Origin of the sequence: Pantoea sp. QMID4 (assembly GCF_030270445.1) — a bacterium.
GTDB classification, from domain to species: Bacteria; Pseudomonadota; Gammaproteobacteria; order Enterobacterales; family Enterobacteriaceae; genus Pantoea; species Pantoea vagans.
The window spans coordinates 387,391-410,446 of sequence record NZ_BSXL01000005.1 but is presented as its reverse complement, the minus strand read 5'-3'; the positions used below and the strand labels follow the sequence as shown (position 1 = coordinate 410,446).

The following is a 23,056-nucleotide window of genomic DNA, read 5'->3' as shown; positions in this document are numbered from 1 at the left end:
GCTGAGGCGTTAATCTTATAGTCATCAGGAAGTAGATATATTTGATGGGGCAATTTTACTCATTCTTATTTTACAAAGTTGGGGAGGGTGAACTAAGAAAGTTTAGCAATAGCTTAGGATCAGAAAAACAGAATGCAATCCAGGAAGCAATTCGCTTACGAGGAGTTTGTCAGGCGTCAATACCTGATGAAAAATCCATGATCCAAATTCCCCGCCTGTTGAAGACAGAACCCTACCCGAACATCAGGGAACCGTTCTGATACAACACCCTGAAAAAAATCAATTTATCAGTCTGACAGAATAACAATCCTGCTTGGTTTTTGTTCGCCACAATCAGGCATAACAAAACCACAACGTTATTCGCTTTGTTCAACCAGACCAGCCGGGCGCTGATTAACGTGCGGGATAGAGGTATTAACGTCCTAAAGCATGTATACAAGCTATGAAACAGATCAACACAGCATCTTGTGTCTTCAACTGACATTAACAGGCATTTACTCACTACAGGGAATGCCTGAAACCAGGGAATGAATGATGATGCGTAAAGCAATGATGTATATACGCAAAACAATTTCTGATTATCAAACGGTTACGGTTCTTAAAATCTTTTTACCCGTACATTATCCTGCGACATTTCCTTACTGAGAATTTGCCCGTCAAAGTTGCTGTTGTCGCTTCAGACAGGCCTGCATCATCCCGTGCCATCAACACTTATTCGGCTATTCCCATCGACCATGGTGTTCTGTCAACGTCCCGATAACCGCCAGCAATCCCATGAGCCCATCCCGTCATCGCTTTCTTAAGGCAGAAATGCGTGAAATATTGTTGTATGATGTCGTCCTCCAGATATGTGAGTTGGGTGAACATACGATTTAATGTAGTTTATGAACCCGATTATACTTGTAAGCCACTAAACCTGAAGGTAGCAACTGACGTGAAGGATACCTACTACAACGACCAAAAGATAAATTCGTTAATCAAGGATGAACTGGATACGTTCTTTGAAGATTATCAGGGTGTTATCTATGCATACGCTATTATGAATAAAAAAGACCCTTCGCAGATGCAGATTATCAATAATAACCCGGCGTGGTTTGATGTTTACCTTGAAAGAAAATATCAGTTTATCGATCCCGTCATTATCCGTGGTTTGCGCTGCGTGGAAGACTACTTTTGGGAAAATGAAGTTATTTTGTCAGAAGGTTACAACCTCACCAGGATTTTCAACGAAAGTTTTCAATATAACATTTATCGGGGACAGACATTTCCTCTGCATGACTATCTGAATAATCTGGTTGTATTATCTGTTATTGGAAAAAAGGAATTCGATTTTGATATTGATAAACATCGTGCAAAATTCATGAGTTTCCTTATTCATCTGCATCAGAAGACGCTTAATCTGTATAGTCAACATCAGCAGAAAAAAAATGCTTTTTTATCACCGCGTGAGCGACAGATTCTTAAGTGGGTCAGCGACGGCAAAACATATGCTGAGATTGCTATCATTTTATCTATTGCAGAGCGCACGGTAAAATTCCATATGGGTAATGTAATGAAAAAACTCGGTGTTAATAACGCAAGGCATGCGATAAAACTTGGCGCAGAACTCCGCTTACTGGAAAACTGAGCCAGATACTCATTTAAAGATGGCATAAGTGCTGTAGATTCTCACGAAGCCAGTCAGAATGTTTGTCCTTGATGATGATATCCTCAATGACGTTACTGTTAGCAGGCATAAAAATGTAGTAGATATCTTCTCCCTTTTCGGAGAACCCTTTTTCAATTACCTTCGTTTTCCAGTTGGCGTGGCGAAATATGGCATACATGCCGCGACTGACCACTGCGTACATCCCTGAATAATTCTTCTTCATGCAAAAAATAATCATTGCAAGAAATAGTGCCTTACTGGCGGGTAAACCCTCCAGTTTTGCAGCGTCACGTCTTTCTTTGTCTAAAAACAGGCGAGTAATCTCACAGCAGGGAATATCGGTAGGGAGACTGCATACTCCTGAAAAGTACTTATGGAAAATTTCGTTCATCATAGTCGGCTGGGTTGAGTCTATGAATCGTGCACCGCATAGCAATTGTCCGTCGTGCACACCCAGTAAGTAAGTTGTGTTTTTGTTGTCAAAAAGGTCCTTTTCCATACCGTCAATGCATTCGACTTCCCAGTCGAGTCGATCCCGAAATGTTTTTCTTCTGAGCCGGTATAACTCATTCGCTAGTTCAACCGACAATTGATCATAATCACGCAAAAAAAAATTAACAGCAGAACTCATTCACTCGCCCTCAATAATCACATGATGAAACTATTGCCCCTGCCCTTTAGGACAGCTTTTATTATATCGTACAGGTCTTATAATAAAAATGTACCTGACCACTAAGCACTTGCATTGCCCGGCGGTCAGGCGGTCAAAGACCAATGCAACACCAGGGAAAACCAGACGAGATTATGTGATATTTAAAGTCTCGCGTACAGAGTGCAAAAAGCATTCAAATAATAAAAATACCAGAATACGAAAAAAGTCAAATAACCATCATTAATTTATTGCCCCTTATTGTTTTAAGGGGCAAAATTTCCTGTTCAGCTAATCCAGTCAAATAATAAATGTAAAATTACGCATTGAGTGAGCAACATCTCTGTTCATTTGATAGCCAATCCAGTCGGTCTGCCTGTAAGCACTTCAGCGGTTCACTTGCCAGCGGTATCATAAGTTATGATCGGTTGGTAATATCGATTTTTTTAACTTCTGATTTTCAATGTATATAATTTGCCAGATTTAAGAACGCTTCCGGCCATTCTGAGATCACCCGGCTCTGCAGACATTATCAGCCTGCTGAAAGTTACTCTTTATTTTCCTGGTATGAAAGATATCTCTGAATTCGTGTTCTTTCAGGCATTCATCCCAAATGCGGTCATCGACGTTTCCATCAAATCCATACTGCGTTGGTTCACCAGCTAAACTAAGCGTATCAGTCTGACTTCACCTGCTCACTTAAAGCAGACACGCATTATTCACAACCCACGTGCATCGATAATAGCCTCTTCAATACTTCTGGTGATTGCATAAAATCATAACTGTAAAAATGCCGACTACATAGCGATACAGTCTGTTTAGTCGGCTACGCAGATGGGTCAGGACACCGCGCTTTCGTTTTTCACGGACGCCAGGACGTTCAGAATATGACGGGCCGCCACCGTACCTATCTTCACGCAGGAGTTATCACTAACATTGCCAATGTTCGGCGACAGAATCACCTTCTCAACATGCTGCCAGATAGGCGGCGCCGTCAGAGGTTCAGTGGGGAAACTGTCCAGTGCGGCCCAGGCGATGGTGCCATTGTTCAGCGCCGCTAAGAGCGCATCGTCCTAAATAAGTCCGGCACGTGCCGTGTTGACCAGAATGGCGCCGTTTTTGAACAACGCCAGTTTTTCTGCATTGATCATCTGGCGAGGCTGTTCGATCAGCGGACAGTGCAGCGAAATGATGTCTGCCTGTTGCAGCAGGTCGTCAAGTGAAGCGGACTCACACTCATCAGGAAAGGTTTTTGCAAAAGAATTACAGGCGAGTACCTTCATGCTAAACGCCCGCCCACTGCGGGCAATGCGACCGCCAATTGCACCAGGTTCCAGCAGACCCAGCGCTCTGCCTTTCAGCTCCACAGATTTATGGGGGGATTTGTCCCAGGACCCCTGACGCAGGCGCTGATCCAGCGTTATCACGGATTTGGCAATGTCTAAAATCATCGCCCAGCTATGCTCGGTTACAGCGGCTGCGTTGGCACCCGGCGCAGACTTAGCGCGGATATCGCGTGCCGCGGCTGCCTGTTGATCGATAATGTCAATGCCGCTGCCGTGTTTGGAAATCACACGCAGGGCAGGCGTAGCATCCTTGATGCGGGCATTGATTTTTCCGTAACGGACAATTATCGCCACCGGCTTATGCTGTTGGCAGAGTCTGAACAGGATATCTTCGTCGGGCTGTTTGCCTGCATAAACCAGGCTTAACGCGTTCAGCAGGCTGACTGCCTGCGGAGCCAGAACGCTGGCCGTGACCAGAATGACGGGAAGTTGGATCGTCATCAGCGCATCTCCCCATCCGTGAGCATGCCAGCGGTTAGCAGGGCTTTCTCCAGCCACGGCGCGCGAAGGTCGCCATCTCGAATGACCGCAATACGCCCGGTCTCGAAATCCAGTTTTTTCTGCGCCGTGCTCGTCCAGAGCAGCAAGGTTTTTCTGGCTGGAATCGAACGATTTTATTGAGGCTGAATTAAATGATGTCTGGCGTGTCTGAGTATTAAACGCTTAAAATCCCCGCCGCTGTAGTGGGGTGATATTAAAATAAAATATTCATCGAAATTATTTACTTCCAGGGTGCCTTTAAACACTCTGATGTAGCTCAAGATGATTAAAGGCGTGCTGGCCGCATGAAAAATCCCCAACATTCCCGCCTCAACATGAATTTCCTTCATGTTCGTTGAAATTTAATCACTTTTTTTCAACCGGATGTTGAGGCATAAAGTAAGAATTGTTAATAACTTTGAGTCATATGAATGCGTGTTAAGGGATAGCGAAGCAGCATAACCCTGAAGCAACAATTCATATCAGCGACCAGGATACCCGATAGCGATGAACAACTTAGCCTTTACCCTTAAGCGCATTCGTTTCGACGAAAACTATAACCCTTCGAGAAATACGCGGGCGACGACTAACTTCGCTAATCTGGCGCGTGGCGAAAAACGCCAGGAAAACCTGCACAACGCGCTGGCAATGATCGACAACCGGTTTAACGCGCTGGCGCATTGGGATAACCCCAAAAGCGATCGTTACTCTGTCGAACTTGAGATTATTTCTGCTGAGCTGAACCTTCGTCCTGGCAGCAATGACGAATCGTTCCCGGCGATTGAGATTCTGAAGACCCATATCGTCGATCACAAAACCGGTGAACGTTTCGAAGGGATTGTCGGCAATAACTTCTCATCCTACGTGCGTGATTATGATTTCAGCGTGGTGCTGACAGAGCATAATAGAGGCCAGACTGAATTCAGTCTGCCAGATGACTTTGGCCAGCTGCACGGCAATATTTTTAAAAGCTTCGTCAACTCAGCGGCCTATAAAGAAAACTTCAATAAATCTCCGGTCATCTGCCTGAGTGTGTCGAGCAAAAATACCTATGTGCGTACCGGTAACGTGCATCCGGTGCTGGGCATCGAATACCAGCAGGATGCGCCTTCGCTGACTGATTTTTATTTTGGAAAAATGGGCCTGAAAGTGCGTTTCTTTATGCCGCAGGGCAGTGTTGCGCCGCTGGCCTTCTACTTCCACGGTGACCTGCTCAGTGATTACACCAATCTTGAGCTGATCAGCACGATCAGCACCATGGAAACGTTCCAGAAAATCTATCGCCCGGAAATTTACAACGCGAATTCTGCAGCCGGACAGTGCTATCAGCCAACGCTGCAGCATCAGGATTTTTCATTAACCCGCATCGTTTACGATCGCGAAGAGCGCAGCCGTCTGGCCGTTGAGCAGGGTAAGTTTACTGAGGCGCATTTCATCAAGCCGAATCAGACACTTCTCGCACAATGGTCTGCTGAATCCGTTCTTTGATTAATTTAAAACAAAAGGTCACCTGCTATGAAAACTTTATTACCGACATCCACTGCGGGCAGCCTGCCTAAACCGTCCTGGATCGCGCAGCCAGAGGTGCTCTGGTCACCCTGGAAACTGCAGGATGAAGAGTTAATTGACGGTAAAAGAGATGCACTGCGTCTCTGTCTGGACGACCAGGTTCGCGCCGGTATTGATATCGTCAGTGATGGTGAGCAGACCCGTCAGCACTTTGTGACGACGTTTATTGAACACCTCAGCGGCGTGGATTTTGAGAAGCGTGAAGTGGTCCGCATCCGTAATCGTTATGACGCCAGCGTGCCAACCGTGGTGGGTGAAGTCTCACGCCAGAAGCCGGTGTTTGTTGAAGATGCAAAAATTCTGCGCAAGCTGACCGATCGTCCTATTAAGTGGGCGTTGCCGGGGCCGATGACGATGATCGATACTCTCTATGACAATCACTATAAAAGTCGTGAAAAGCTGGCCTGGGAATTTGCAAAAATCCTCAACCAGGAAGCGAAAGAGTTAGAAGCCGCCGGCGTTGATATTATTCAGTTCGACGAACCAGCCTTTAACGTCTTCTTCGATGAAGTGAATGACTGGGGTATCGCTGCGCTTGAGCGAGCTATTGAAGGACTGAAATGCGAAACCGCCGTTCACATCTGCTACGGCTACGGCATTAAAGCGAATACCGACTGGAAAAAAACGCTGGGCACAGAGTGGCGTCAGTACGAAGAGGTCTTCCCGAAACTGCAGCGTTCGGCTATCGACATCATCTCACTGGAGTGTCAGAACTCGCGTGTTCCGATGGATCTGATCGAGCTGATTCGCGGTAAAAAAGTCATGGTGGGTGCTATCGACGTGGCTACTCATGAAATTGAGACGCCGGAAGCAGTAGCAAACACGCTGCGTAAAGCGCTGCAGTTCGTGGATGCTGAAAATCTCTATCCTTCAACCAACTGCGGTATGATTCCTCTGCCGCGTCAGGTTGCAAATGGCAAACTGCATGCGTTGAGTGCGGGTGCCGAAATTGTCCGCCGAGAAATTCTGGGAAAATAAGCTTTTCTGAGCAGGCTCTGTCCGGCTGGCGATTTGATAATAAGAAATCAAAAGCCGGATTGAGTCTTTATACGTGCGCCTGGCGCTGGTTGATTTCGGATAAATATCAATATTAATCAAGCGTCACTTCTCACCCTCTGCACTCTCTATTTTCCCGCCCCCTCCTTTCAAAAAATATCTTTCACCTGGACCTTTTGCCAGCGGAGCCATGTTATATCTGATATGAGTTCAGGGATGTCACAGCATGATCAGACTGACCTGATAGTTCACAATATCAGAAATCAGGGAGAGGAATTAAAGATGAACACAGTATTTGAATGGCGCAATAGCTCATATTTGATCAGCACCGACAAGAAAAAATTAGACCATGAGGCTATCCATCAGTATCTGACGCGCTCAACCTGGGCGGCAGGCATCGACATGAATACTGTCGCTGTGTCGATAGATAACAGCCTGACTTTTGGCGTCTACCACGATGAGTTACAAATAGGGTTTGCCCGGCTCATCACCGATTATGCAACCTTCGCTTACTTATGTGATGTCTATCTTCTGGAAGAATATCAGGGCAAGGGACTGAGTAGATGGCTGATGACGTCTATTCATGACCATCCGGTTTTCAGAAAACTGCGCAGAATCCTGCTGTGTACTACTACGGCTCCCTGGCTCTATGAAAAGTTCGGTTATGAACCGTTAAACCGGGAAAACTTCATCTGGACGATTACCCGGCCTGATATTTATGCCCGACATACTCGTTAACTATCCTGGGTTAGCTGAGCGCGCAGTGCTTTGGCGATATCCGTTCAGAGACCGCGCGTGCTGGGATATACGTCAGATAGGGACTGGCGGCCCTGGGATGGACACCGTCAGTTCGTTGAGTACTCTATTTACGTTAATAAAAAGTCACATGGAAAAGGAATAGTGCTGCCCCGATGCGGACGTTGAGCCAGCTTGTCTGTGAGAACAAAAAGCGCAAAATGGTGGCGGGCATTGAATCAGACAATACCGACTCAATTACGCTGCATAAAAACCGGGCTTAACCGAAGCAGACATGATGAAAGAAGTGAGTACTCAGTCCGCGTGCTGAATGGAACTGACATTTATGCCGCTTCGACTGGGTAATCGCAAACATTCCTGATCAAAAGTGAGTGCTGTGCAGAAAAGCACGACGGCGCGAACAACACAAAACATGGATAAAGGCTGTTTTGAATCGCAGCCTGTTATGTCAATTTCACGAAGATGACTAACAGGGTGTGAATAAATTGTAAATTTCTGCGTCAGCCTTTATAAATGATGAATAACCCCTCATCCAGAGTAAATGATGGCACTTTCACACGAGTTAATCCTAATCTTCACGACCTATTTTGTTGCTACGGCCAGCCCCGGACCGAGCAATATGGCGATAATGGGGACAGCGATGAAAAAGGGCAGAGGTGCCGCGCTGGCGCTGGCTGCGGGTGTCGTGAGTGGTTCGATGGTCTGGGCGCTGCTGGCAGCCTGCGGTGTGCTGACCGTGCTGACAACCTTTGCTCAACTGCTGATTGTGTTAAAAATTGGCGGCGGATTATATCTGCTCTGGCTGGCGTTTAAAGTCGGTAAATCTGCGTTACGCCGCACAGAAGCCGGTGAATTTAAAACCAGCGATACCCGGGTCGCTTATGGCAGCCTGTTCCGTCAGGGTATTCTGATGCATATCGGCAACCCCAAAGCGATTCTGACCTGGGTGGCGATTATGTCATTTGCCCTTAAACCGGATGCGATCGCCTCTACGTTACCGATGATCATTGGCGGCTGTGCGGCGATCTGCATGATTGTGTTCGGTGGCTATGCTTTGCTGTTCTCGACGGCTGTAATGAGCGCTTTTTACCGCCGTATTAGCCGCGGGCTGGATGCACTGTTAGCCTGTTGCTTTGCGCTGGCAGGATTGAAACTGGTCTTCAGCCGCAACTAATTACGGCTAACGATGACGGAGCGTCATCCGTTTCTGACTCATCACCTGGAACGATGAAGTGATGAGCCGAAGCGGCAGTGAGCGATGCAATGCGATAGCCCGCGCACAACCCAGAATCCTAATCTTAAAGGCGAAAAATGAAAGGCTCATGTCTGTGTGAAACCGTTGTTTTTGAGATTTCGGTTACCCCCACGCTCTATTACCGTTGTCACTGCTCTCTGTGCAGAAAGCAGACCGGAACCGGTTATAACCTGGCAACGCTGATAAAAGAGCGTGACTTTGCCTGGGTAGCAGGCGAGAGCCAGATCGCGTCGTGGCGTAAACCAACAGGTTATCGCACTGACTTTTGCGTCAGCTGTGGTTCTGCTGTTCCAAACAGGTTGCGCGACCGGCCTTACATCTGGCTTCCGATCGGCTTACTGAATGCCCCTGTCGCAATGCAATGCATAGGGGATTATTGTACCGATGACGCCATGCCGTGGGACCATACCCGTTCAGAGACTAATCATGCTGGGCCAGTAGCGTCTCTGTATACGCTACTGACGAGCTTAAAGATTGTTGATTAATCGCAGCGGTGTGGGTTACTTATTTTTTTAACTGTAAGCCCCAGTATTCTGAACAGGCTTCAATCTTGTGCGGAGAATCAAGCAGAACTTTTGGCAATCTGACCTGGTCGTAAAGCGTCTGATGATACTTACGATTCTGCGGGGCAGTATGGACAATATATTTCAGCATCTCCAGGGTTACGGACTCTCTGCTCATCCCAAGCCCCCCTATTCGCGGTATCGATGAATAACACCTGCGAATATAACGCAGCAGTGCCACGGTCACTTTTACATCCAGAAGAATCAATCCCGTTGCATGGGCAAATCGTTCCTCAATGCATTTTGTATAATTCCCCTCCATCACCCATTTTTCCTGACTCACTGCATCTGCATGCAAACGGCGAAATGCCTCCGCTGCTCTGGGAATCCATTGACTATTCGGAAGATGATGAAGTTGATCAAGATGAACAACAGGTAAATTCGTTTTGCGGTAAATAGCCTCTGCTAAGGTGGATTTACCGCTATTTGAAGGACCGATGATACAAATGCGTGGACCCAGCGCCTCTAAAGTAAGTGCACTATTCACAATATTTCCTTTGAATTTGCCCTGCCTTAAATGAATAACGGCCTGCTTACATGTTGATTTCTATGCAACTCGCAAGGTTTTAATCTCAACTGGAATGTGTTGACCTGAGGGAGGCGCAAATAAGGGCTTCTGAGGGCATAATGAATCAAAGTCATGTCAAAGCGTACCTGATGATCTGATTTTCAATTAACCCACCCGCCTCACAAAATGAATTTTTACGGTAAATTTTTGTTACATCCTGACGATTAGTTACTTAATCAATTAAACCGTAGAGGGAATTATGGTACTAATCAATGGATTTACAGACGGAGTGGCAAATAGCTATGTCGCTTCCGACGCAATTAAACCATCTTCAGGTGTCAACACCGAGTCTATTACCGGAAAAACGCTTCCCGATGCTGTAGTTATCATCTCTCAGGAGGCAAGAGACCGCCTGATGCAGGTTGTTGCTGAACCTGTCTCCGCTGAACAGCAGGATAAAACCCTTAACGATCTGCTGGCAAGCCGATCAGCTAATCAGGTACCCACGTTTAATCTCGGTTTTGCGCTTTTCAACAATCTCTATACAAACTGTGATGCAAGGACATTCCATCCGCTACTGGATATGACAACAGATAACTCCCAGGCCAGTATGGATGAATTTGCGGGCGCACTTCATCAGGTGCTCGCTGAAGGTCAGGTGGGGCAAAATCAGTACGATAACAGTGATACCTCTGAAGCGATGGCAATAACGTTGACGCAGGTAAAGCTGCACAAACTTATTGAGAAATATGTTCCGGATGACAAGCGGGAGCAGGCGACAGGCATTGTTGATGAGATGATTGACGGTAAAGTGGCATTTCCGAGAAGAGCGTACGCGGCTGGGGCACAGCAGATGCTGGATATCGCGCACCAATATGGCACCCGTGAAATCGTGGCGGATGCACGTGATTATCTTAACCAGCTAAAGAGCGGCACCGCGCGGCCACAGAATGAGCTGGCCAGAATGTTCGAAGCGACAAAATTGGGCAGTGACATGAACGCCATCTTCAGCGTGTTTGCCGATGCGATTCGTTCTACCCCGAATCCGGGCAACAAAGCACAACCCTCAATCAATGACGCCCTTAAACAGCTGGAGGTTTATCGCCAGCAGTGGCAGACGTTCGCTGATAAATACATAGCTTAAACAGTGACGATCCTGCGGCTGGCGGCTCTCTCGTGGCAATAAAGGCCAGCCTGAGAGCCGCGTCTGCAAGATAACTACGATGGGGCTGTTTAGTCAGATGAGACACTCTGATAAACCCGGCTAGAAACAAAAAGCACTCATTACACATTTACAAATTTAAATGTGTAAATATAATGGCACCTCTTACTTATCAGAGGAATTTTTGTCATGCCGTCACTGTTTACCCCCCTGAACCTGGGCGATCTCACACTTCGTAACCGCATCGTATTGCCGCCACTGACGCGTTGCCGCAGTGATCAGCCGGGCAATATTCCCGGCGATATGATGGTGGAGTATTACCGTCAGCGTGCCAGCGCGGGCCTGATGATCACCGAAGGCACTCAGATTGAACCTCGCGGGCAGGGTTATGCATGGACGCCGGGGATCCACAGCGACGCCCAGATCGCGGGCTGGAAAAAGGTTACAGAGGCGGTACATCAGGAAGGCGCCACGATTTTCTGTCAGCTCTGGCACGTTGGTCGCGTCTCTCACAATGAACTTCAGCCGGGTAATCAGGCACCGGTCGCCCCTTCGGCCATTGCCGCCGATAACGTGCGGGTGTTTATCGAAACCGGACCCGGTAAGGGGATATTAACTGCACCCAGCGAACCACGGACACTGACCAACGCGGAAGTAAAAGAGATCGTGGCGCTTTATCGACGTGCGGCAGAAAATGCAAAAGAGGCCGGTTTTGACGGTGTGGAACTGCATTCTGCCAACGGTTATCTGATTAACCAGTTTATTTCGGAGCACACCAACTTCCGCACGGATGAATATGGCGGCTCAGCAGAGAATCGTCTGCGCTTCCTGCGTGAAGTTGTTGGGGCGGTCAGCGCGGTATTTGGCAGCCATCGCGTTGGCGTGCGGTTTGCGCCGCTGTTTTCGAGTACCGACGAAGAACGCGTCTATCTTGGCCTGGTTGAAAGCGATCCCCAGGCGACCTACATCCGCGCCGCGCAGCTGCTGAATGAACTGGAAGTTGGCTATCTTTCTATTGCCGAAGCAGACTGGGATAATAGTCCGGATACGCCAGAAAGTTTCCGGATTGCGCTTCGGGAAACATTCCGCTCTCCGATCATCTATTCTGGTCGCTACACGGCGGAAAAAGCACAGCGTATGCTGGATAAAGGCTGGGGTGACCTGGCGGGTTTTGGCCGCTCGTTTATTGCGAATCCCGATTTGCCGGCACGCATTAAAGCAGGTTTTCCGCTGAATCCTGTTGATCACGCCTCCCTGTATGGCGGCACTGAGAAAGGCTATACTGACTATCCTGTTTTTCAATCCTGATCTTATGTGAGGCGGCATGTCCCCCGAAAATGCCCTGAAGTTACTATCCAATCCGACCCGGGTGGCAGTGCTGAAGTGGCTTAAAAATCCTGACGAAGCGTTTGCCGGCTATTCGCAGCTCTATCCCTTCGCTCAGTATGGCGTCTGTGCCACCCTCATCCAGGACAAGGCGGGCTTATCACAGCCCGCTACTTCGTTATGTCTGAAAGCCCTGCACAATGCGGGACTGGTCGAAGCCAGCAAAGTAGGAAAGTGGACCTATTATCGCCGTGCTGAACCGCGTATTCGTGAAATAACCGACGTGGTGACACAATCGCTACAGGCGCTTTAAGGCGCCTGCCGTTTCAGCACTTCTCTGTTTTCTCGTCTGCGAATGCAGAGCCTTCACACTTATAGTAAACGCCTGCACATATCCCCCGAATTTCTGACTCGTCTTCACCCACGCGGCTTGACGAAGCTGCCCGCTTAACTTAAAACTAAAGCCGTCAGGGGAGTCTCGCCAGAGAGACTGAGAGGCTAATAGCGCAGCGCGCGGCTTAGCGACCCTTAGAACCTGACCCAGTTGATACTGGCGTAGGAAGACGGGTATCGCATCCGATACTTGCCGCAGGCGCGCGTTCGCGACGCCTTTGCCTATTCCCTCTGTATCACGGGTCGTCGTTAACCGATAACGAGGCCATAGTGAAACATCTCATTCTTAATCACTCTCTTCCTATCCGGTGGGCACAATGAGCCGCTGGTCTGTGCTGGGCAGCGGCGTTGCCGGGCTGTGTGTCGCCACGTTACTGCTGGAACGGGGAGAAGCCGTTGAAGTCATTACGCAACCTGACTGTCGTGCCGCCTCGCACTGGGCGGGTGGCATGCTTGCGCCCTGGTGCGAAGCAGAAAGCGCGCCGCCACAGGTCATCGAATGGGGCCAGCATGCTGCCGGATGGTGGACGAAACGCGTCGACGGCGTGGAGCAGCAGGGCACGCTGGTGGTTGCGCCACCGCGTGACAATCGTGAACTGACGCGCTTCGCCAGCATGACGCAGCAGCATCAGTGGGTCGCGCCCGGTGACATCGAACCAGCGCTGGAAAATCGCTTTACCCGAGGCCTGTTCTTTGCCGCAGAGGCGCATCTTGATCCGCGTCGCGCACTGCAGCAACTGCACGTCAAACTGCAGGAAGCTGGCATACCTTTTCACAGTGGTAAACCCGGCGGCAAAATCATCGACTGCCGCGGCATCCATGCTCTTAATCAGCAGCCCGCTCTGCGCGCCGTGCGGGGCGAAATGCTGATCCTGCATACGCATGACGTTCAGCTCTCCCGTCCGGTCCGTCTGCTGCATCCGCGCTTTCCCTGCTATCTGGTGCCGCGTGCCGGAGGCCACTTCATGCTCGGAGCCACCATGGTCGAAAGTCACGACAGCAGCCCGATCAGCGTCAGGGCGATGATGGAGCTGCTGAGCGCGGCTTACAGTCTGCATCCGGCGCTGGCTGAAGCACGGATCGTAAAGAGCGGCACCGGCCTGCGTCCCGCCTACCGCCAGAACCTGCCAGAAGTCCGCTATGAAAATGGCCGTTTCTCGTTAAACGGGCTGTACCGCCACGGCTTTTTACTGGCCCCGATTATGGCTGAAAAACTCATGCTGCAACTCACCCAGGAGATGACTCATGCGAGTTCAACTTAATGGACGCACGATTGAAACCAGCGCCATAACGCTGGCGGAACTTATGGCGGAGCAGCAGATCGACCCGCGTACCGTCGCCACCGCGTTGAACGGTGAGTTTGTGCCGCGCAGCCGTTATGTCAGTCAGCAGCTTGAAGCGGGTAGCCAGCTGGAAATCCTGTCACCGATGCAGGGAGGTTAAACATGTTCTATCAATTCATTCCACAATCCCGTTTTCTGCTTGGAACTGCCGGTTATCCGTCACCGGACATTCTGCATCAGGCGATCGACGCATCAGGTGCGGAGATTATTACCGTCAGCCTGCGTCGTGAAGGCAGCCAGGGCGGTGCCTTTCGCACGCTGTTGCAGCAGCTCAACAAACGGATTCTGCCGAATACCGCGGGCTGCCATACGGTGAAAGAGGCGGTGACGACGGCACAGATGGCGCGTGAACTGTTCGACACGCCGTGGATCAAGCTGGAGGTGATTGGTCATGCCGACACGCTTCAGCCCGATCCCTTTGCGCTGGTTGAAGCCGCGCGGATCCTCTGCGCTGACGGCTTCCAGGTCTTTCCCTACACCACCGAAGATCTGATTGTCGGTGAGAAACTGCTGGAAGCGGGTTGTGAAGTGCTGATGCCCTGGGGTGCGCCGATCGGTTCCGGCCAGGGGCTGCGCAATATCGAAGGGCTGCGTTCTATGCGGGCGTGGTTTAAAGATGTGCCGCTGATAATTGATGCGGGCATCGGTGCGCCAGGTCAGGCGGCGCAGGCGATGGAGATGGGCTTTGACGGTGTGCTGCTTAACACGGCGGTGGCAAAAGCGCGCGATCCGGTGCGGATGGCGGGTGCCTTTGCTGCCGCGATCCACGGCGGGCATGAGGCGTTTGAGGCGGGATTGATGGAGCAGCGCGACATGGCGTCAGCTTCCACACCAATTTTTGGTCTGGCACAGTTCTGAGGAGCAGCAATGGATCGTTATCAGCGTCAGACCATGTTGCCGGAGATTGGTGAAGCGGGGCAACAGCGCCTGAGGAGAGCAAGGGTGCTGGTGGTAGGCGCGGGCGGACTTAGCGCGACACTGTTGCCGTTACTGGCCGGCGCGGGCATGGGGTTTATTCGGCTTTACGATGGCGATCGGGTTGAGCTGCACAACCTCCACCGGCAGACGCTGTTTGGCGTCGGGGATGTGGGTCAGCCCAAAGCAATCTGTGCGCAGCGCGCGCTGGCGCAGCGAAATCCTGACTGCCACGTTGAGGCGCATCCCCAGATGTTGAGCGCCAGTCAGCTGCCACAGGCGCTGGAGGGAATCGATCTGGTGGTGGATGCGGCGGATAACTTCGCCATCACCTATCAACTCTCCGACGCCTGCTCTCCGCGTGGTCTGCCGCTGATCTGCGCCTCGGTGCTGGGTCGCAAAGGCTATGTCGGTGGATTCTGCGGCGGTGCGCCCGGTTATCGTGCGCTGTTTCCTCAGTTGCCGATGGCTTCGGGTAACTGCAACACGGCTGGCGTAATGGGGCCTGCGGTAGCGACGCTGGGCGCAATGCAGGCGCAGATGGCGCTGAGCGTGTTACTGAAACTGACGCCGTCGCCGCTCGGCTGCATGATCCACTGCGACTTTGTGGCCTGGCACATCAGGCAATTCCGCTTTGACGATGCACCCGAACCCGATGCGCCGGGCATCCCATTTATCGATAAGCCGATGCTCAGTGAGGACGATTGCATTGTGGAACTGCGCAGTCCCGAAGAAGCGCCGGTCAGTGTGGCCGAACGGGTGTTACGCATTCTGCCGCAGCAGATAGCGGCCTGGCAGCCGCCGTCCGATCGGCGCGTGGTGCTGGTGTGTACCAGTGGCATGCGTGCTGCTCAGGCGGCAGAGAACCTTGCCGAACGGGGGATCACGCGGCTGGCGCTGATGGCGGCAAACACGCTGTAGCCTGCCGTTCTAAACAACCTCGACCAGCTGGAACGTCTCGAAAATCAGCTCCATTTCCTTATGGAAATAGCCTTCACGTTCAAAGTAGCGCTGATGCTCCTGCCGCCAGTGGTCGAGGCTGAGATCGCCTTCACCCTCCAGCATCGCCATTTCTGGCGTGACGCGGTCAAAACGCGTCAGGAACAGTCCGGTGGTGCGGATCACGCAGGCGGGCTGCTGATCGCCATTCAGAACAATGCTGTGGCCGCCTGGCTGCGGCAGTGCTTCCTGATCCTGCCAGCTGCGTAACGAACCACAGGTGGCGACCTTCTTTCCGGCAATAATCAGCGTTGCCAGCTCGCTGGCTAATTCCGGGGAATCACCAAATGCATCTGCGAAGGCACCAGGATATTTGTCCTGCAGTTGTTCCAGCGTCATCGACATACGAAAATCCTTAATGAAATAAGCGCCTGACCGGCGTGAATAGTGGCCAGCGATGCCGTTAAAATGATGTAGCAGCGGTATAAATGCTGTTGATAGCGCTACAGCTTACCCGGCCTGCTCATGGGAAAACAGGCTTAATTTTCAGGAGATTGGGTTTGCGTGCGTGCGGTATGGCAGAGAAGAGATACAGTCTGGCGCGGCCAGCTACAGCCGCGCATAAAAATTAACAAATCAGAAAGCTCGCCCAGTGTTCAATGTCGTCACCGCTACTGATATCGGGTTGCACCAGACCGTTCACCATGAAGGTTGGTGAAACGTGAATACCATTCTGGCGGCTATATTTGCAGTGCCATTTAATCGCATTCTGCAGATCGGGCTGATCAAATGCGGCGCTGGCATCCACGCCGCTGTACTCTTTCAGTCGGGCCAGAATCTGGTTCGGCGTCGCATCCCGGTTCGGGCCGGTGCAGTGATCGGTAAACTCAAACTCTTCGCGATGATCGGCGACGGCCTTCATCACCTTCTTCGCCGCCTCTTTACTGCCGCTGGCGGCGGCAAGGATATAACGCACAATTACGCCGGAGTAGAGGTGCCACGGCTGTGATTGCAGGCGAATCTTCAGGGTCATCTTCTCTTCACCCACGTGCGCCAGTAACGCGTCGAGTTTATTGAACGCGCGTACCGAAAAAGGGCAGGTGGGTTCCAGAAAGACTTCAAAAATTGCGGGACCGTGGCCCCAGCTCAGGACATCCGCATGCTGACTCATCGAAAACTCCTTAAAGATAAACAAAACGGGAATTGTCCTTACCCTGGCAAATCCTAATCACATCAGCCAGTTAAGAATCAGCTGGAATTGTTACAAAAAACAGCAATCAGCGGCTGACCCGCGCGTAACAGGCGACAGCCAGGGCCATTAATCGTTAGAATTATCGACTTTGGCATTCTCAACAGCTGGCCCTGCTTCGTCACTTGCGAGAAGCTATAGTTATCTGCAGAGTTTGCTCACCCGAAGGGTAAAGCCATTTCTGCTTTTTGCCTGCTGATCGTCTGCCTGGGGCCGATAAGCGTCAGAAGAGGTTGATTTTGTATACCGATCTTACCTGGAAAATTCTCCATCGCGTCATTAACAAGACGATCTCTGACATGCTGGATGAGCAGCAGAGTATTGACGTGTTATCACTACGCGCGCGGCTGCATGAGCTGGCTGAAAAAGAAGAGGATGAGGTCATGGTGCTCTGTTACTGGCAGGCGAGTAAAATTCTGCTTCGACTCCCCACCACCGTAACAGCCAGTCAGTTGATGGTTGCTGCACGTCACGCTTTTCGCACACCGATGGATCATGATCCGATCTGAAAGGTGCCTACCCTGCAATGAATCTGACTTAGCTTCTGGCAGCTTTTCACCTTATTCTTCTCCTGAACGCGGTTTTCCCTAATCTCTGTTAAAATTATCCCTCTGCGCAACTTTGCAGGATGCATGTTCGGGAGAAGCTATGTTGTGGATTTGGAATGCCCTGATTGTTCTGGTCACCGTTATCGGCATGGAGATAACGGCTGCGCTGGCGCACAAATATATTATGCATGGCTGGGGTTGGGGCTGGCATCTGTCACATCATGAGCCGCATAAGGGCTGGTTCGAGGTTAACGATCTCTATGCGGTGGTGTTCGCGGGCCTGTCGATTTTACTTATTTATCTGGGCAGCACGGGCATCTGGCCGTTGCAGTGGATTGGCGCAGGGATGACGCTCTATGGCCTGCTCTATTTTATCGTCCATGACGGTCTGGTTCATCAGCGCTGGCCTTTCCGCTATGTGCCACGCCGGGGTTATCTGCGCCGGCTTTATATGGCGCATCGCCTGCATCATGCCGTACGCGGCAAAGAAGATTGTGTTTCGTTTGGTTTTCTCTACGCGCCGCCGCTGTCAAAACTGCAGGCGACGCTCAGGGAACGTCACGGCGTTAAACGGGGCGCTGCCAGAGATAAGCCGGGCGCAGAGCAGGACGCGCCATCCGGGAAGTAACCGCCTGACCGGATGCCGCCACCAGCATGGCCAGTTTCTCTGGCGTGCTGGTGGACTGACGTTGTTGCCACGCCTCTGCACCCGCCTCAACCACTTTCATACCAATCTTACGATAAACCTGTTTTGCTGTCGCAATCGCCCACGCTGAACGCAGCGGTAAACCGGGCAACCCAGCCGATGCCGATCGATAATAGGGCTCTGCCGTCTCCACCAGCCGGCGGGCAACGCGGCTGAGTGCCTGACGATTGCGCGGATCGGCCAGCGTCTCCCGCGTCAGCCCCTCTTCAGCCAGCCACTCTGCGGGCAGATAACAGCGTCCCGTTTCAGCATCTTCAACAATATCGCGGGCAATATTGGTCAGCTGAAACGCCAGACCGAGATCGCAGGCGCGATCCAGCGTCGCGTTGTCGCGCACGCCCATAATCTGCGCCATCATCAGGCCGACCACACCCGCCACGTGATAGCAGTAGCGCAGCGTATCATCCAGCGTCTGATAGCGGGTCTCATGGACATCCATCGCAAAGCCTGCCAGGTGATCAAAAGCGTAAGCAGGCAGAATATCGTGCGCCATCGCGACCTCCTGAAAGGCGGCAAAGGCGGGCTCATGCATCTGCGATCCGGCATAGGCCTGACGGGTTTTCATCTCCAGCTGCGCCAGGCGCTGTTCGGCGGATTGCGGTGACGGCGTATCGTTGCTGAATCCCAGCACCTGATCGTCAATGACATCATCACAGTGACGACACCACGAGTAGAGCATCAGCACACTGCGTCGGGTTTTGGCATCAAACAGTTTCGATGCCGTGGCAAAGCTTTTCGAGCCCACTTCCATGGTTTCTACGGCATGATCAAGTAGTGACGGACTATTCAAGCCAGATCCTCCAGCATTAATCCTGCGGTGGCCCTGGCCGAACCAATCACCCCTGGAATGCCCGCGCCGGGATGGGTGCCCGCGCCGACCAGATAAAGATTATTGATGTTCTTATCGCGATTGTGGGGCCGGAACCAGGCGCTTTGCGTCAGAATCGGCTCGACCGAGAATGCCGAGCCCTGATACGCATTCAGTTCATCGCGGAAATCAAACGGCGTGAACATGCGGTGCGTCACCAGCTGGCTGCGCAGGCCCGGCATGTAGTGCTGTTCCAGATAGTCGAAGATGCGATCGCGCAGACGTGGTCCTTCAACCGCCCAGTCGATATCGGCGGTGCCGAGGTGCGGCACCGGTGCCAGCACGTAATAACTGCCGCAGCCAGCGGGTGCCAGTGACGTATCGGTCACGCATGGCGCGTGAAGGTAAAGCGAAAAGTCCTCTGACAGAGCATCTTTGTTAAAGATCTCATCAATCAATTCACGGTAGCGCGGGCCAAAGCAGACCGTGTGATGCGCGAGCTGATCGTGATGATGACTCAGTCCAAAATAGAGTACAAACAGCGAGTTGCTCATGCGCTTGTTCTGCAGAGATTTTCCCTTTGCCACAGCGGCCGGATGCTGACTCAGCAGTTCGCGGTAGGTGTGAACCACATCCGCATTAGAGGCAACCGCGCGGGTCGGGAATACCCGACCATCTTTCAGGTGCACAGCGGTAATTTTATTTTTCTGCGTCTCAAGTCGGGCTACGCTGGCATTCAGCTCCATTTCGCCGCCCAGATCTTCAAACAGTTTCACCATGCCCTGTACCAGTGCGCCCGTGCCGCCACGCGGGAACCAGACGCCCCATTCACGTTCCAGCGCATGAATCAGGGTATAGATTGACGAGGTGGCAAATGGATTTCCGCCTACCAGCAGCGAGTGGAAAGAAAACGCCTGACGCAGATGCTCATCTTCAATATAGCTCGCCACTTTGCTGTAGACGCTGCGCCACGCCTGCAGTTTTGCCAGCTGAGGCGCGGCACGCAGCATGTCGCGGAACGACAGAAACGGCACGGTCCCAAGTTTCAGATAACCTTCCGCAAACACCGCACGGGAATAGGCCAGAAAGCGACGATAGCCTTCAACGTCACGCGGATTAAATGCGCTGATCTGCGCTTCCAGCGCGGGCTGATCGTTGTCATAACTGAATACCTTGCCGGACTCCCAGCAGAGGCGATAAAACGGTTTCACCGGCAGCAGTTCGACATAGTCCGAGAGCTTTTTGCCTGCCAGGGTGAACAGCTCCTCAATAGCACTGGGATCGGTAATCACCGTCGGGCCGGCATCGAAGGTAAAGCCCTGATCCTCGTAGACATAAGCGCGGCCGCCAGGCTTGTCACGCTGCTCCAGCAGTCGCGTAGGGATCCCTGACGCCTGAAGGCGAATGGCCAGCGCCAGACCCCCAAAGCCTGCACCAATTACTGTCGTTCTGTTCATTGCATCGCCTGTTGACGGTGAGGAGTCATAATAGCCTGTAGCGCAGCCAGTACGGGAACCGGCGGCTTGCCGCTTAAGATGCGCAGCCGATCAGACACAGTGAGTTTTCCCGCATAAAAACGGGCAATCAGACCTTCGGGAAGGCCGTAAAAACGTTGCATAACCTGCCAGCGCTGGTCTGCCGGACCCGCCAGAAACAGCATCCGGTTCAGCATGCGGAAGAAGCGCTGCTGCTGCCAGGTGTGACCGGCAAACTGCTCAATGGTGGCGTACAGGGTCTCTGAGGTGAACGACTGCATCTGCGCCAGCCGGTCAGCCAGTGCGACCGCCAGTGGCAGCGAGTAGCCGGTGGTAGGATGGAATAACCCGGCACGCAGACCGCTGCAGGGCAGATCGCGCGTCCGCCAGAATGCGTCCACGTCGCCGGTCAGCGTAATCGGTAACGCACCCTGTTCTTCACGCAATAGCTGTTTTAACTGCCAGCCCTGCTGAGCGGCATAGTCACGGATATTCTGACGGGCACGATCGCCTTCCAGCGTGGCGTTATCAATATAGTGGGTATCTTCAATCAGCAGCGTATCCGCCGAAAAGGGCAGGCTGTAGACAAAGCGATAGCCTGACTGCTGGTCCACGGTCGCGTCCATGATGACTGGCGCGGTCAGGCCGTGGGGCGCACTGAGCTGCCACTCCTGACCCACAAACGCCTGGAAGCCCATGCGCAACGCCGCATCGGATTGGTAGCCACGACCATCGATCACCGCGTCAGTTTCCAGTACCCGGCCATCCTCCAGCGTGACCGAGCGTGAAGCAATGCTCGCCACGCACGTATTCAGTAGCAGGTCAGGCGCAAACCGGTCGCGGATGACCTGCGCGAAACGCTCTGCAGTGACACAAAAATAGCCGCTGTTAAGGGAACGGTTTCGTTGCGGAAAGCGCACCTCATAACCGGGCCAGTGATGAACCACCAGCGGGGCAATCCAGTGATGCTGTGTGACAGTGAGGTCTTCCGCATGAAACGACCAGGTATGATGCGCGCCAGGCTCACTTTCTGCATCAATAAGCAGCATACGCAGTGAAGGACGCTGCTGGCGCAAACGCAGGGCGATTAAGCCATTAGCCAGCCCTGCGCCCACCAGAATCAGATCATACCGCGGCATAATCTCTCCTGGTGATGACCGGTTTGCGGGTGTGCATCGCCTGTTCGACGATGTCCGCTGCGAGGGCGCTACCGCCCGCCTGACAAAGCGCATCGCGCAACGTTTTCATCTGCTGGCCGTAGCTTTCATCAGCCAGCAGGGTCTGAAGCTGACGGGCCAGCGCGTGGCTGGTCGTGAAGCGTGAAGCGCGACGTCCGATACCGTGCCAGACCACTCTGGCCGCGACGCCTGGCTGATCAAAGGCCAGCGGAATCGCCAGCAGTGGCGTCAAATGGTTAACGGCATCCAGCACGGTATTCATGCCGCCGTGGGTAATCGCCAGATCGGCCTGCGCCAGTGCGGCAGCCTGATCGGCAAAATCGACCACCTGAACATGGCTTGACAGCGCCAGTTTTTCCGCCTGAAACGATGACAGGCGACCGCAGTGCGCCAGCAGCAACTGCGCGTCGATCTCATGACAGGCGCGAACGATGGTTTTAAACAGGCCGTAGCGATGTCCCTGCAGCGTACCGAGTGACGCAAAAATGCGCGGTTTATCGCCGTGCGGGAAGTAGCGTGGCTGCGACGCGGCAGACGCTGTTACCGCTGCACGCAGCGGACCCACCGAATGAAAGTAGTCGGGCAAAGACTGTCGGGGGAAATCGAGTTCCGGCATCAGCTGGCTGATCTGCGCCAGGGGTGAAAAGCAGTGATGCAGCTTTTCCCGTGGTGTTAATCCCATCGCATGGGCGCTGCGGGCGATAACGCGATCGTGACGGCGCATCAGCCAGTCATAAATCTTTTCACTGGCGCGATAACGTTCGCGTGTCTGATCGGTATTTGCATAGTCAAACGGCATCACGGCCAGCGGAAAATCGGGTTCACGATTCAGTGGCAGCGCACAGGCCACAGAGACGTAGGGCAGGTTCAGAGACTCAGCTGCCAATGCACCGGCTGGCTCCATCTGATCGACGATCACGCCATCAATCGCCAGCGTCTTCAACACCACCGGTAGTTCACGGCAGAGCATCTCTGTGCTGCGGGCCATCTCATTGATTAATTTAAGCATCGACGGACCAAGAGGATGCGCTGCCAGCTGCAGGGTGTGCGCAAGACTGCCTGCCGGATGCGAGGCGAGACCCAGCGGGAAAAAACCGATCCGGCTGTCAGTAAGTAGTGCGCTGACATCCGTCTGCTGGAGAAAGGTAATCTGATGTCCGCGTGCGATTAAGGCCTGGCTCAGATGCGCAAGCGCCTGGACATGGCTATAAAAGGGCGGTGCAATGACCGCAAAGTGGCTCATG

General features: G+C 52.2%; 23 protein-coding genes, 1 pseudogene and 1 riboswitch. Of the genes and pseudogenes, 15 read left to right on the top strand and 9 right to left on the bottom strand.

Features of this window, described 5'->3' with window-relative positions; genetic code table 11:
- Positions 1-934: 934 nt before the first annotated feature.
- Positions 935-1,627 (top strand): LuxR family transcriptional regulator, encoded by a 693-nt coding sequence (locus tag QSK07_RS13955; protein ID WP_285721492.1) that lies wholly within the window; start codon positions 935-937, stop codon positions 1,625-1,627.
- A 13-nt stretch (positions 1,628-1,640) separates the two neighbouring features.
- Here the strand turns inward: QSK07_RS13955 and QSK07_RS13950 are convergent, their stop codons facing one another.
- Positions 1,641-2,279, bottom strand: coding sequence for an acyl-homoserine-lactone synthase (locus QSK07_RS13950; protein WP_285721493.1), 639 nt, complete (start codon positions 2,277-2,279; stop codon positions 1,641-1,643).
- Positions 2,280-3,136: 857 nt separating this feature from the next.
- A pseudogene (locus QSK07_RS13945) lies at positions 3,137-4,084 on the bottom strand (NAD(P)-dependent oxidoreductase).
- A gap of 546 nt (positions 4,085-4,630) precedes the next feature.
- Between QSK07_RS13945 and QSK07_RS13940 the strand changes: the two are divergent.
- From QSK07_RS13940 to QSK07_RS13920, 5 genes are all read left to right on the top strand, one after another.
- Positions 4,631-5,611: a DUF1852 domain-containing protein gene (locus QSK07_RS13940; RefSeq protein WP_285721494.1), complete on the top strand. Its 981-nt coding sequence runs from the start codon at positions 4,631-4,633 to the stop codon at positions 5,609-5,611.
- Between the two features lie 27 nt (positions 5,612-5,638).
- Positions 5,639-6,670: a methionine synthase gene (locus QSK07_RS13935; RefSeq protein WP_285721495.1), complete on the top strand. Its 1,032-nt coding sequence runs from the start codon at positions 5,639-5,641 to the stop codon at positions 6,668-6,670.
- A 300-nt stretch (positions 6,671-6,970) separates the two neighbouring features.
- Positions 6,971-7,426 (top strand): GNAT family N-acetyltransferase, encoded by a 456-nt coding sequence (locus QSK07_RS13930; protein ID WP_285721496.1) that lies wholly within the window; start codon positions 6,971-6,973, stop codon positions 7,424-7,426.
- 562 nt (positions 7,427-7,988) lie between these two features.
- Positions 7,989-8,618, top strand: coding sequence for a LysE family translocator (locus tag QSK07_RS13925; protein ID WP_285721753.1), 630 nt, complete (start codon positions 7,989-7,991; stop codon positions 8,616-8,618).
- Between the two features lie 137 nt (positions 8,619-8,755).
- The gene (locus tag QSK07_RS13920; protein ID WP_285721497.1) at positions 8,756-9,184 is read left to right on the top strand and encodes a GFA family protein; all 429 of its coding nucleotides are present in this window, start codon (positions 8,756-8,758) and stop codon (positions 9,182-9,184) included.
- A 19-nt stretch (positions 9,185-9,203) separates the two neighbouring features.
- On the opposite strand, the gene QSK07_RS13915 is transcribed toward QSK07_RS13920, so the two are convergent.
- Positions 9,204-9,749, bottom strand: a complete 546-nt coding sequence (locus QSK07_RS13915) for a P-loop NTPase family protein (protein WP_275221693.1) — start codon at positions 9,747-9,749, stop codon at positions 9,204-9,206.
- Positions 9,750-10,185: 436 nt separating this feature from the next.
- Between QSK07_RS13915 and QSK07_RS13910 the strand changes: the two genes are divergently transcribed.
- From QSK07_RS13910 to QSK07_RS13880, 7 genes are all read left to right on the top strand, one after another.
- Complete coding sequence (locus tag QSK07_RS13910; RefSeq protein WP_285721498.1) at positions 10,186-10,914, top strand: hypothetical protein; 729 nt, start codon at positions 10,186-10,188, stop codon at positions 10,912-10,914.
- A gap of 207 nt (positions 10,915-11,121) precedes the next feature.
- Positions 11,122-12,240 carry an alkene reductase gene (locus tag QSK07_RS13905; protein ID WP_285721499.1) on the top strand — a complete coding sequence of 373 codons (1,119 nt, stop codon included), beginning with the start codon at positions 11,122-11,124 and terminating at the stop codon, positions 12,238-12,240.
- 16 nt (positions 12,241-12,256) lie between these two features.
- The gene (locus QSK07_RS13900) at positions 12,257-12,571 is read left to right on the top strand and encodes an ArsR/SmtB family transcription factor (protein WP_013196130.1); all 315 of its coding nucleotides are present in this window, start codon (positions 12,257-12,259) and stop codon (positions 12,569-12,571) included.
- A 146-nt stretch (positions 12,572-12,717) separates the two neighbouring features.
- Positions 12,718-12,837: riboswitch (TPP riboswitch) on the top strand.
- Positions 12,838-12,968: 131 nt separating this feature from the next.
- Complete coding sequence (locus QSK07_RS13895) at positions 12,969-13,913, top strand: FAD-dependent oxidoreductase (protein ID WP_285721500.1); 945 nt, start codon at positions 12,969-12,971, stop codon at positions 13,911-13,913.
- Positions 13,897-14,094, top strand: a complete 198-nt coding sequence (thiS, locus tag QSK07_RS13890) for a sulfur carrier protein ThiS (RefSeq protein WP_033784985.1) — start codon at positions 13,897-13,899, stop codon at positions 14,092-14,094. The genes QSK07_RS13895 and thiS overlap by 17 nt, the downstream gene beginning before the upstream one ends.
- Positions 14,095-14,096: 2 nt before the next feature.
- A complete protein-coding gene (locus QSK07_RS13885) occupies positions 14,097-14,852 on the top strand; it encodes a thiazole synthase (protein WP_275221705.1) in 756 nt (251 codons plus the stop codon).
- Between the two features lie 9 nt (positions 14,853-14,861).
- Complete coding sequence (locus QSK07_RS13880; RefSeq protein WP_285721501.1) at positions 14,862-15,830, top strand: HesA/MoeB/ThiF family protein; 969 nt, start codon at positions 14,862-14,864, stop codon at positions 15,828-15,830.
- A 9-nt stretch (positions 15,831-15,839) separates the two neighbouring features.
- Here the strand turns inward: QSK07_RS13880 and QSK07_RS13875 are convergent, their stop codons facing one another.
- Both QSK07_RS13875 and QSK07_RS13870 read right to left on the bottom strand, forming a co-directional pair.
- Positions 15,840-16,253, bottom strand: a complete 414-nt coding sequence (locus tag QSK07_RS13875) for an ASCH domain-containing protein (protein ID WP_098050201.1) — start codon at positions 16,251-16,253, stop codon at positions 15,840-15,842.
- Positions 16,254-16,476: 223 nt separating this feature from the next.
- On the bottom strand, positions 16,477-17,019 hold the full coding sequence (locus QSK07_RS13870; protein ID WP_285721502.1) for a DsbA family protein: 543 nt from the start codon (positions 17,017-17,019) through the stop codon (positions 16,477-16,479).
- Positions 17,020-17,336: 317 nt separating this feature from the next.
- Between QSK07_RS13870 and QSK07_RS13865 the strand changes: the two genes are divergently transcribed.
- Complete coding sequence (locus QSK07_RS13865; protein WP_098050199.1) at positions 17,337-17,606, top strand: hypothetical protein; 270 nt, start codon at positions 17,337-17,339, stop codon at positions 17,604-17,606.
- Positions 17,607-17,745: 139 nt separating this feature from the next.
- A complete protein-coding gene (locus QSK07_RS13860) occupies positions 17,746-18,273 on the top strand; it encodes a sterol desaturase family protein (protein ID WP_013196143.1) in 528 nt (175 codons plus the stop codon).
- Here the strand turns inward: QSK07_RS13860 and crtB are convergent.
- From crtB to QSK07_RS13840, 4 genes are read right to left on the bottom strand one after another with little or no spacing between them, the layout of a single operon-like run.
- Positions 18,212-19,141: a 15-cis-phytoene synthase CrtB gene (crtB, locus tag QSK07_RS13855; RefSeq protein ID WP_285721503.1), complete on the bottom strand. Its 930-nt coding sequence runs from the start codon at positions 19,139-19,141 to the stop codon at positions 18,212-18,214. The two genes, QSK07_RS13860 and crtB, sit on opposite strands and share 62 nt — an antisense overlap.
- A complete protein-coding gene (locus QSK07_RS13850) occupies positions 19,138-20,616 on the bottom strand; it encodes a phytoene desaturase (protein WP_275221709.1) in 1,479 nt (492 codons plus the stop codon). Before QSK07_RS13850 ends, crtB begins: the two co-directional genes overlap by 4 nt.
- A complete protein-coding gene (crtY, locus tag QSK07_RS13845; RefSeq protein WP_275221710.1) occupies positions 20,613-21,773 on the bottom strand; it encodes a lycopene beta-cyclase CrtY in 1,161 nt (386 codons plus the stop codon). The genes QSK07_RS13850 and crtY overlap by 4 nt, the downstream gene beginning before the upstream one ends.
- Positions 21,760-23,055, bottom strand: coding sequence for a glycosyltransferase (locus QSK07_RS13840; protein ID WP_285721504.1), 1,296 nt, complete (start codon positions 23,053-23,055; stop codon positions 21,760-21,762). The genes crtY and QSK07_RS13840 overlap by 14 nt, the downstream gene beginning before the upstream one ends.
- Position 23,056 lies beyond the last annotated feature (1 nt).

Excerpts from the sequence above, each read along its gene's own strand:
- QSK07_RS13950 (WP_285721493.1), bottom strand. The coding sequence starts at position 2,279 with ATGAGTTCTGCTGTTAATTTTTTTTTGCGTGATTATGATCAATTGTCG.
- QSK07_RS13940 (WP_285721494.1), top strand. The coding sequence starts at position 4,631 with ATGAACAACTTAGCCTTTACCCTTAAGCGCATTCGTTTCGACGAAAAC.
- QSK07_RS13935 (WP_285721495.1), top strand. The coding sequence starts at position 5,639 with ATGAAAACTTTATTACCGACATCCACTGCGGGCAGCCTGCCTAAACCG.
- QSK07_RS13930 (WP_285721496.1), top strand. The coding sequence starts at position 6,971 with ATGAACACAGTATTTGAATGGCGCAATAGCTCATATTTGATCAGCACC.
- QSK07_RS13925 (WP_285721753.1), top strand. The coding sequence starts at position 7,989 with ATGGCACTTTCACACGAGTTAATCCTAATCTTCACGACCTATTTTGTT.
- QSK07_RS13920 (WP_285721497.1), top strand. The coding sequence starts at position 8,756 with ATGAAAGGCTCATGTCTGTGTGAAACCGTTGTTTTTGAGATTTCGGTT.
- QSK07_RS13910 (WP_285721498.1), top strand. The coding sequence starts at position 10,186 with ATGCAGGTTGTTGCTGAACCTGTCTCCGCTGAACAGCAGGATAAAACC.
- QSK07_RS13905 (WP_285721499.1), top strand. The coding sequence starts at position 11,122 with ATGCCGTCACTGTTTACCCCCCTGAACCTGGGCGATCTCACACTTCGT.
- QSK07_RS13900 (WP_013196130.1), top strand. The coding sequence starts at position 12,257 with ATGTCCCCCGAAAATGCCCTGAAGTTACTATCCAATCCGACCCGGGTG.
- QSK07_RS13895 (WP_285721500.1), top strand. The coding sequence starts at position 12,969 with ATGAGCCGCTGGTCTGTGCTGGGCAGCGGCGTTGCCGGGCTGTGTGTC.
- thiS (WP_033784985.1), top strand. The coding sequence starts at position 13,897 with ATGCGAGTTCAACTTAATGGACGCACGATTGAAACCAGCGCCATAACG.
- QSK07_RS13885 (WP_275221705.1), top strand. The coding sequence starts at position 14,097 with ATGTTCTATCAATTCATTCCACAATCCCGTTTTCTGCTTGGAACTGCC.
- QSK07_RS13880 (WP_285721501.1), top strand. The coding sequence starts at position 14,862 with ATGGATCGTTATCAGCGTCAGACCATGTTGCCGGAGATTGGTGAAGCG.
- QSK07_RS13875 (WP_098050201.1), bottom strand. The coding sequence starts at position 16,253 with ATGTCGATGACGCTGGAACAACTGCAGGACAAATATCCTGGTGCCTTC.
- QSK07_RS13870 (WP_285721502.1), bottom strand. The coding sequence starts at position 17,019 with ATGAGTCAGCATGCGGATGTCCTGAGCTGGGGCCACGGTCCCGCAATT.
- QSK07_RS13860 (WP_013196143.1), top strand. The coding sequence starts at position 17,746 with ATGTTGTGGATTTGGAATGCCCTGATTGTTCTGGTCACCGTTATCGGC.
- QSK07_RS13850 (WP_275221709.1), bottom strand. The coding sequence starts at position 20,616 with ATGAACAGAACGACAGTAATTGGTGCAGGCTTTGGGGGTCTGGCGCTG.
- crtY (WP_275221710.1), bottom strand. The coding sequence starts at position 21,773 with ATGCCGCGGTATGATCTGATTCTGGTGGGCGCAGGGCTGGCTAATGGC.
- QSK07_RS13840 (WP_285721504.1), bottom strand. The coding sequence starts at position 23,055 with ATGAGCCACTTTGCGGTCATTGCACCGCCCTTTTATAGCCATGTCCAG.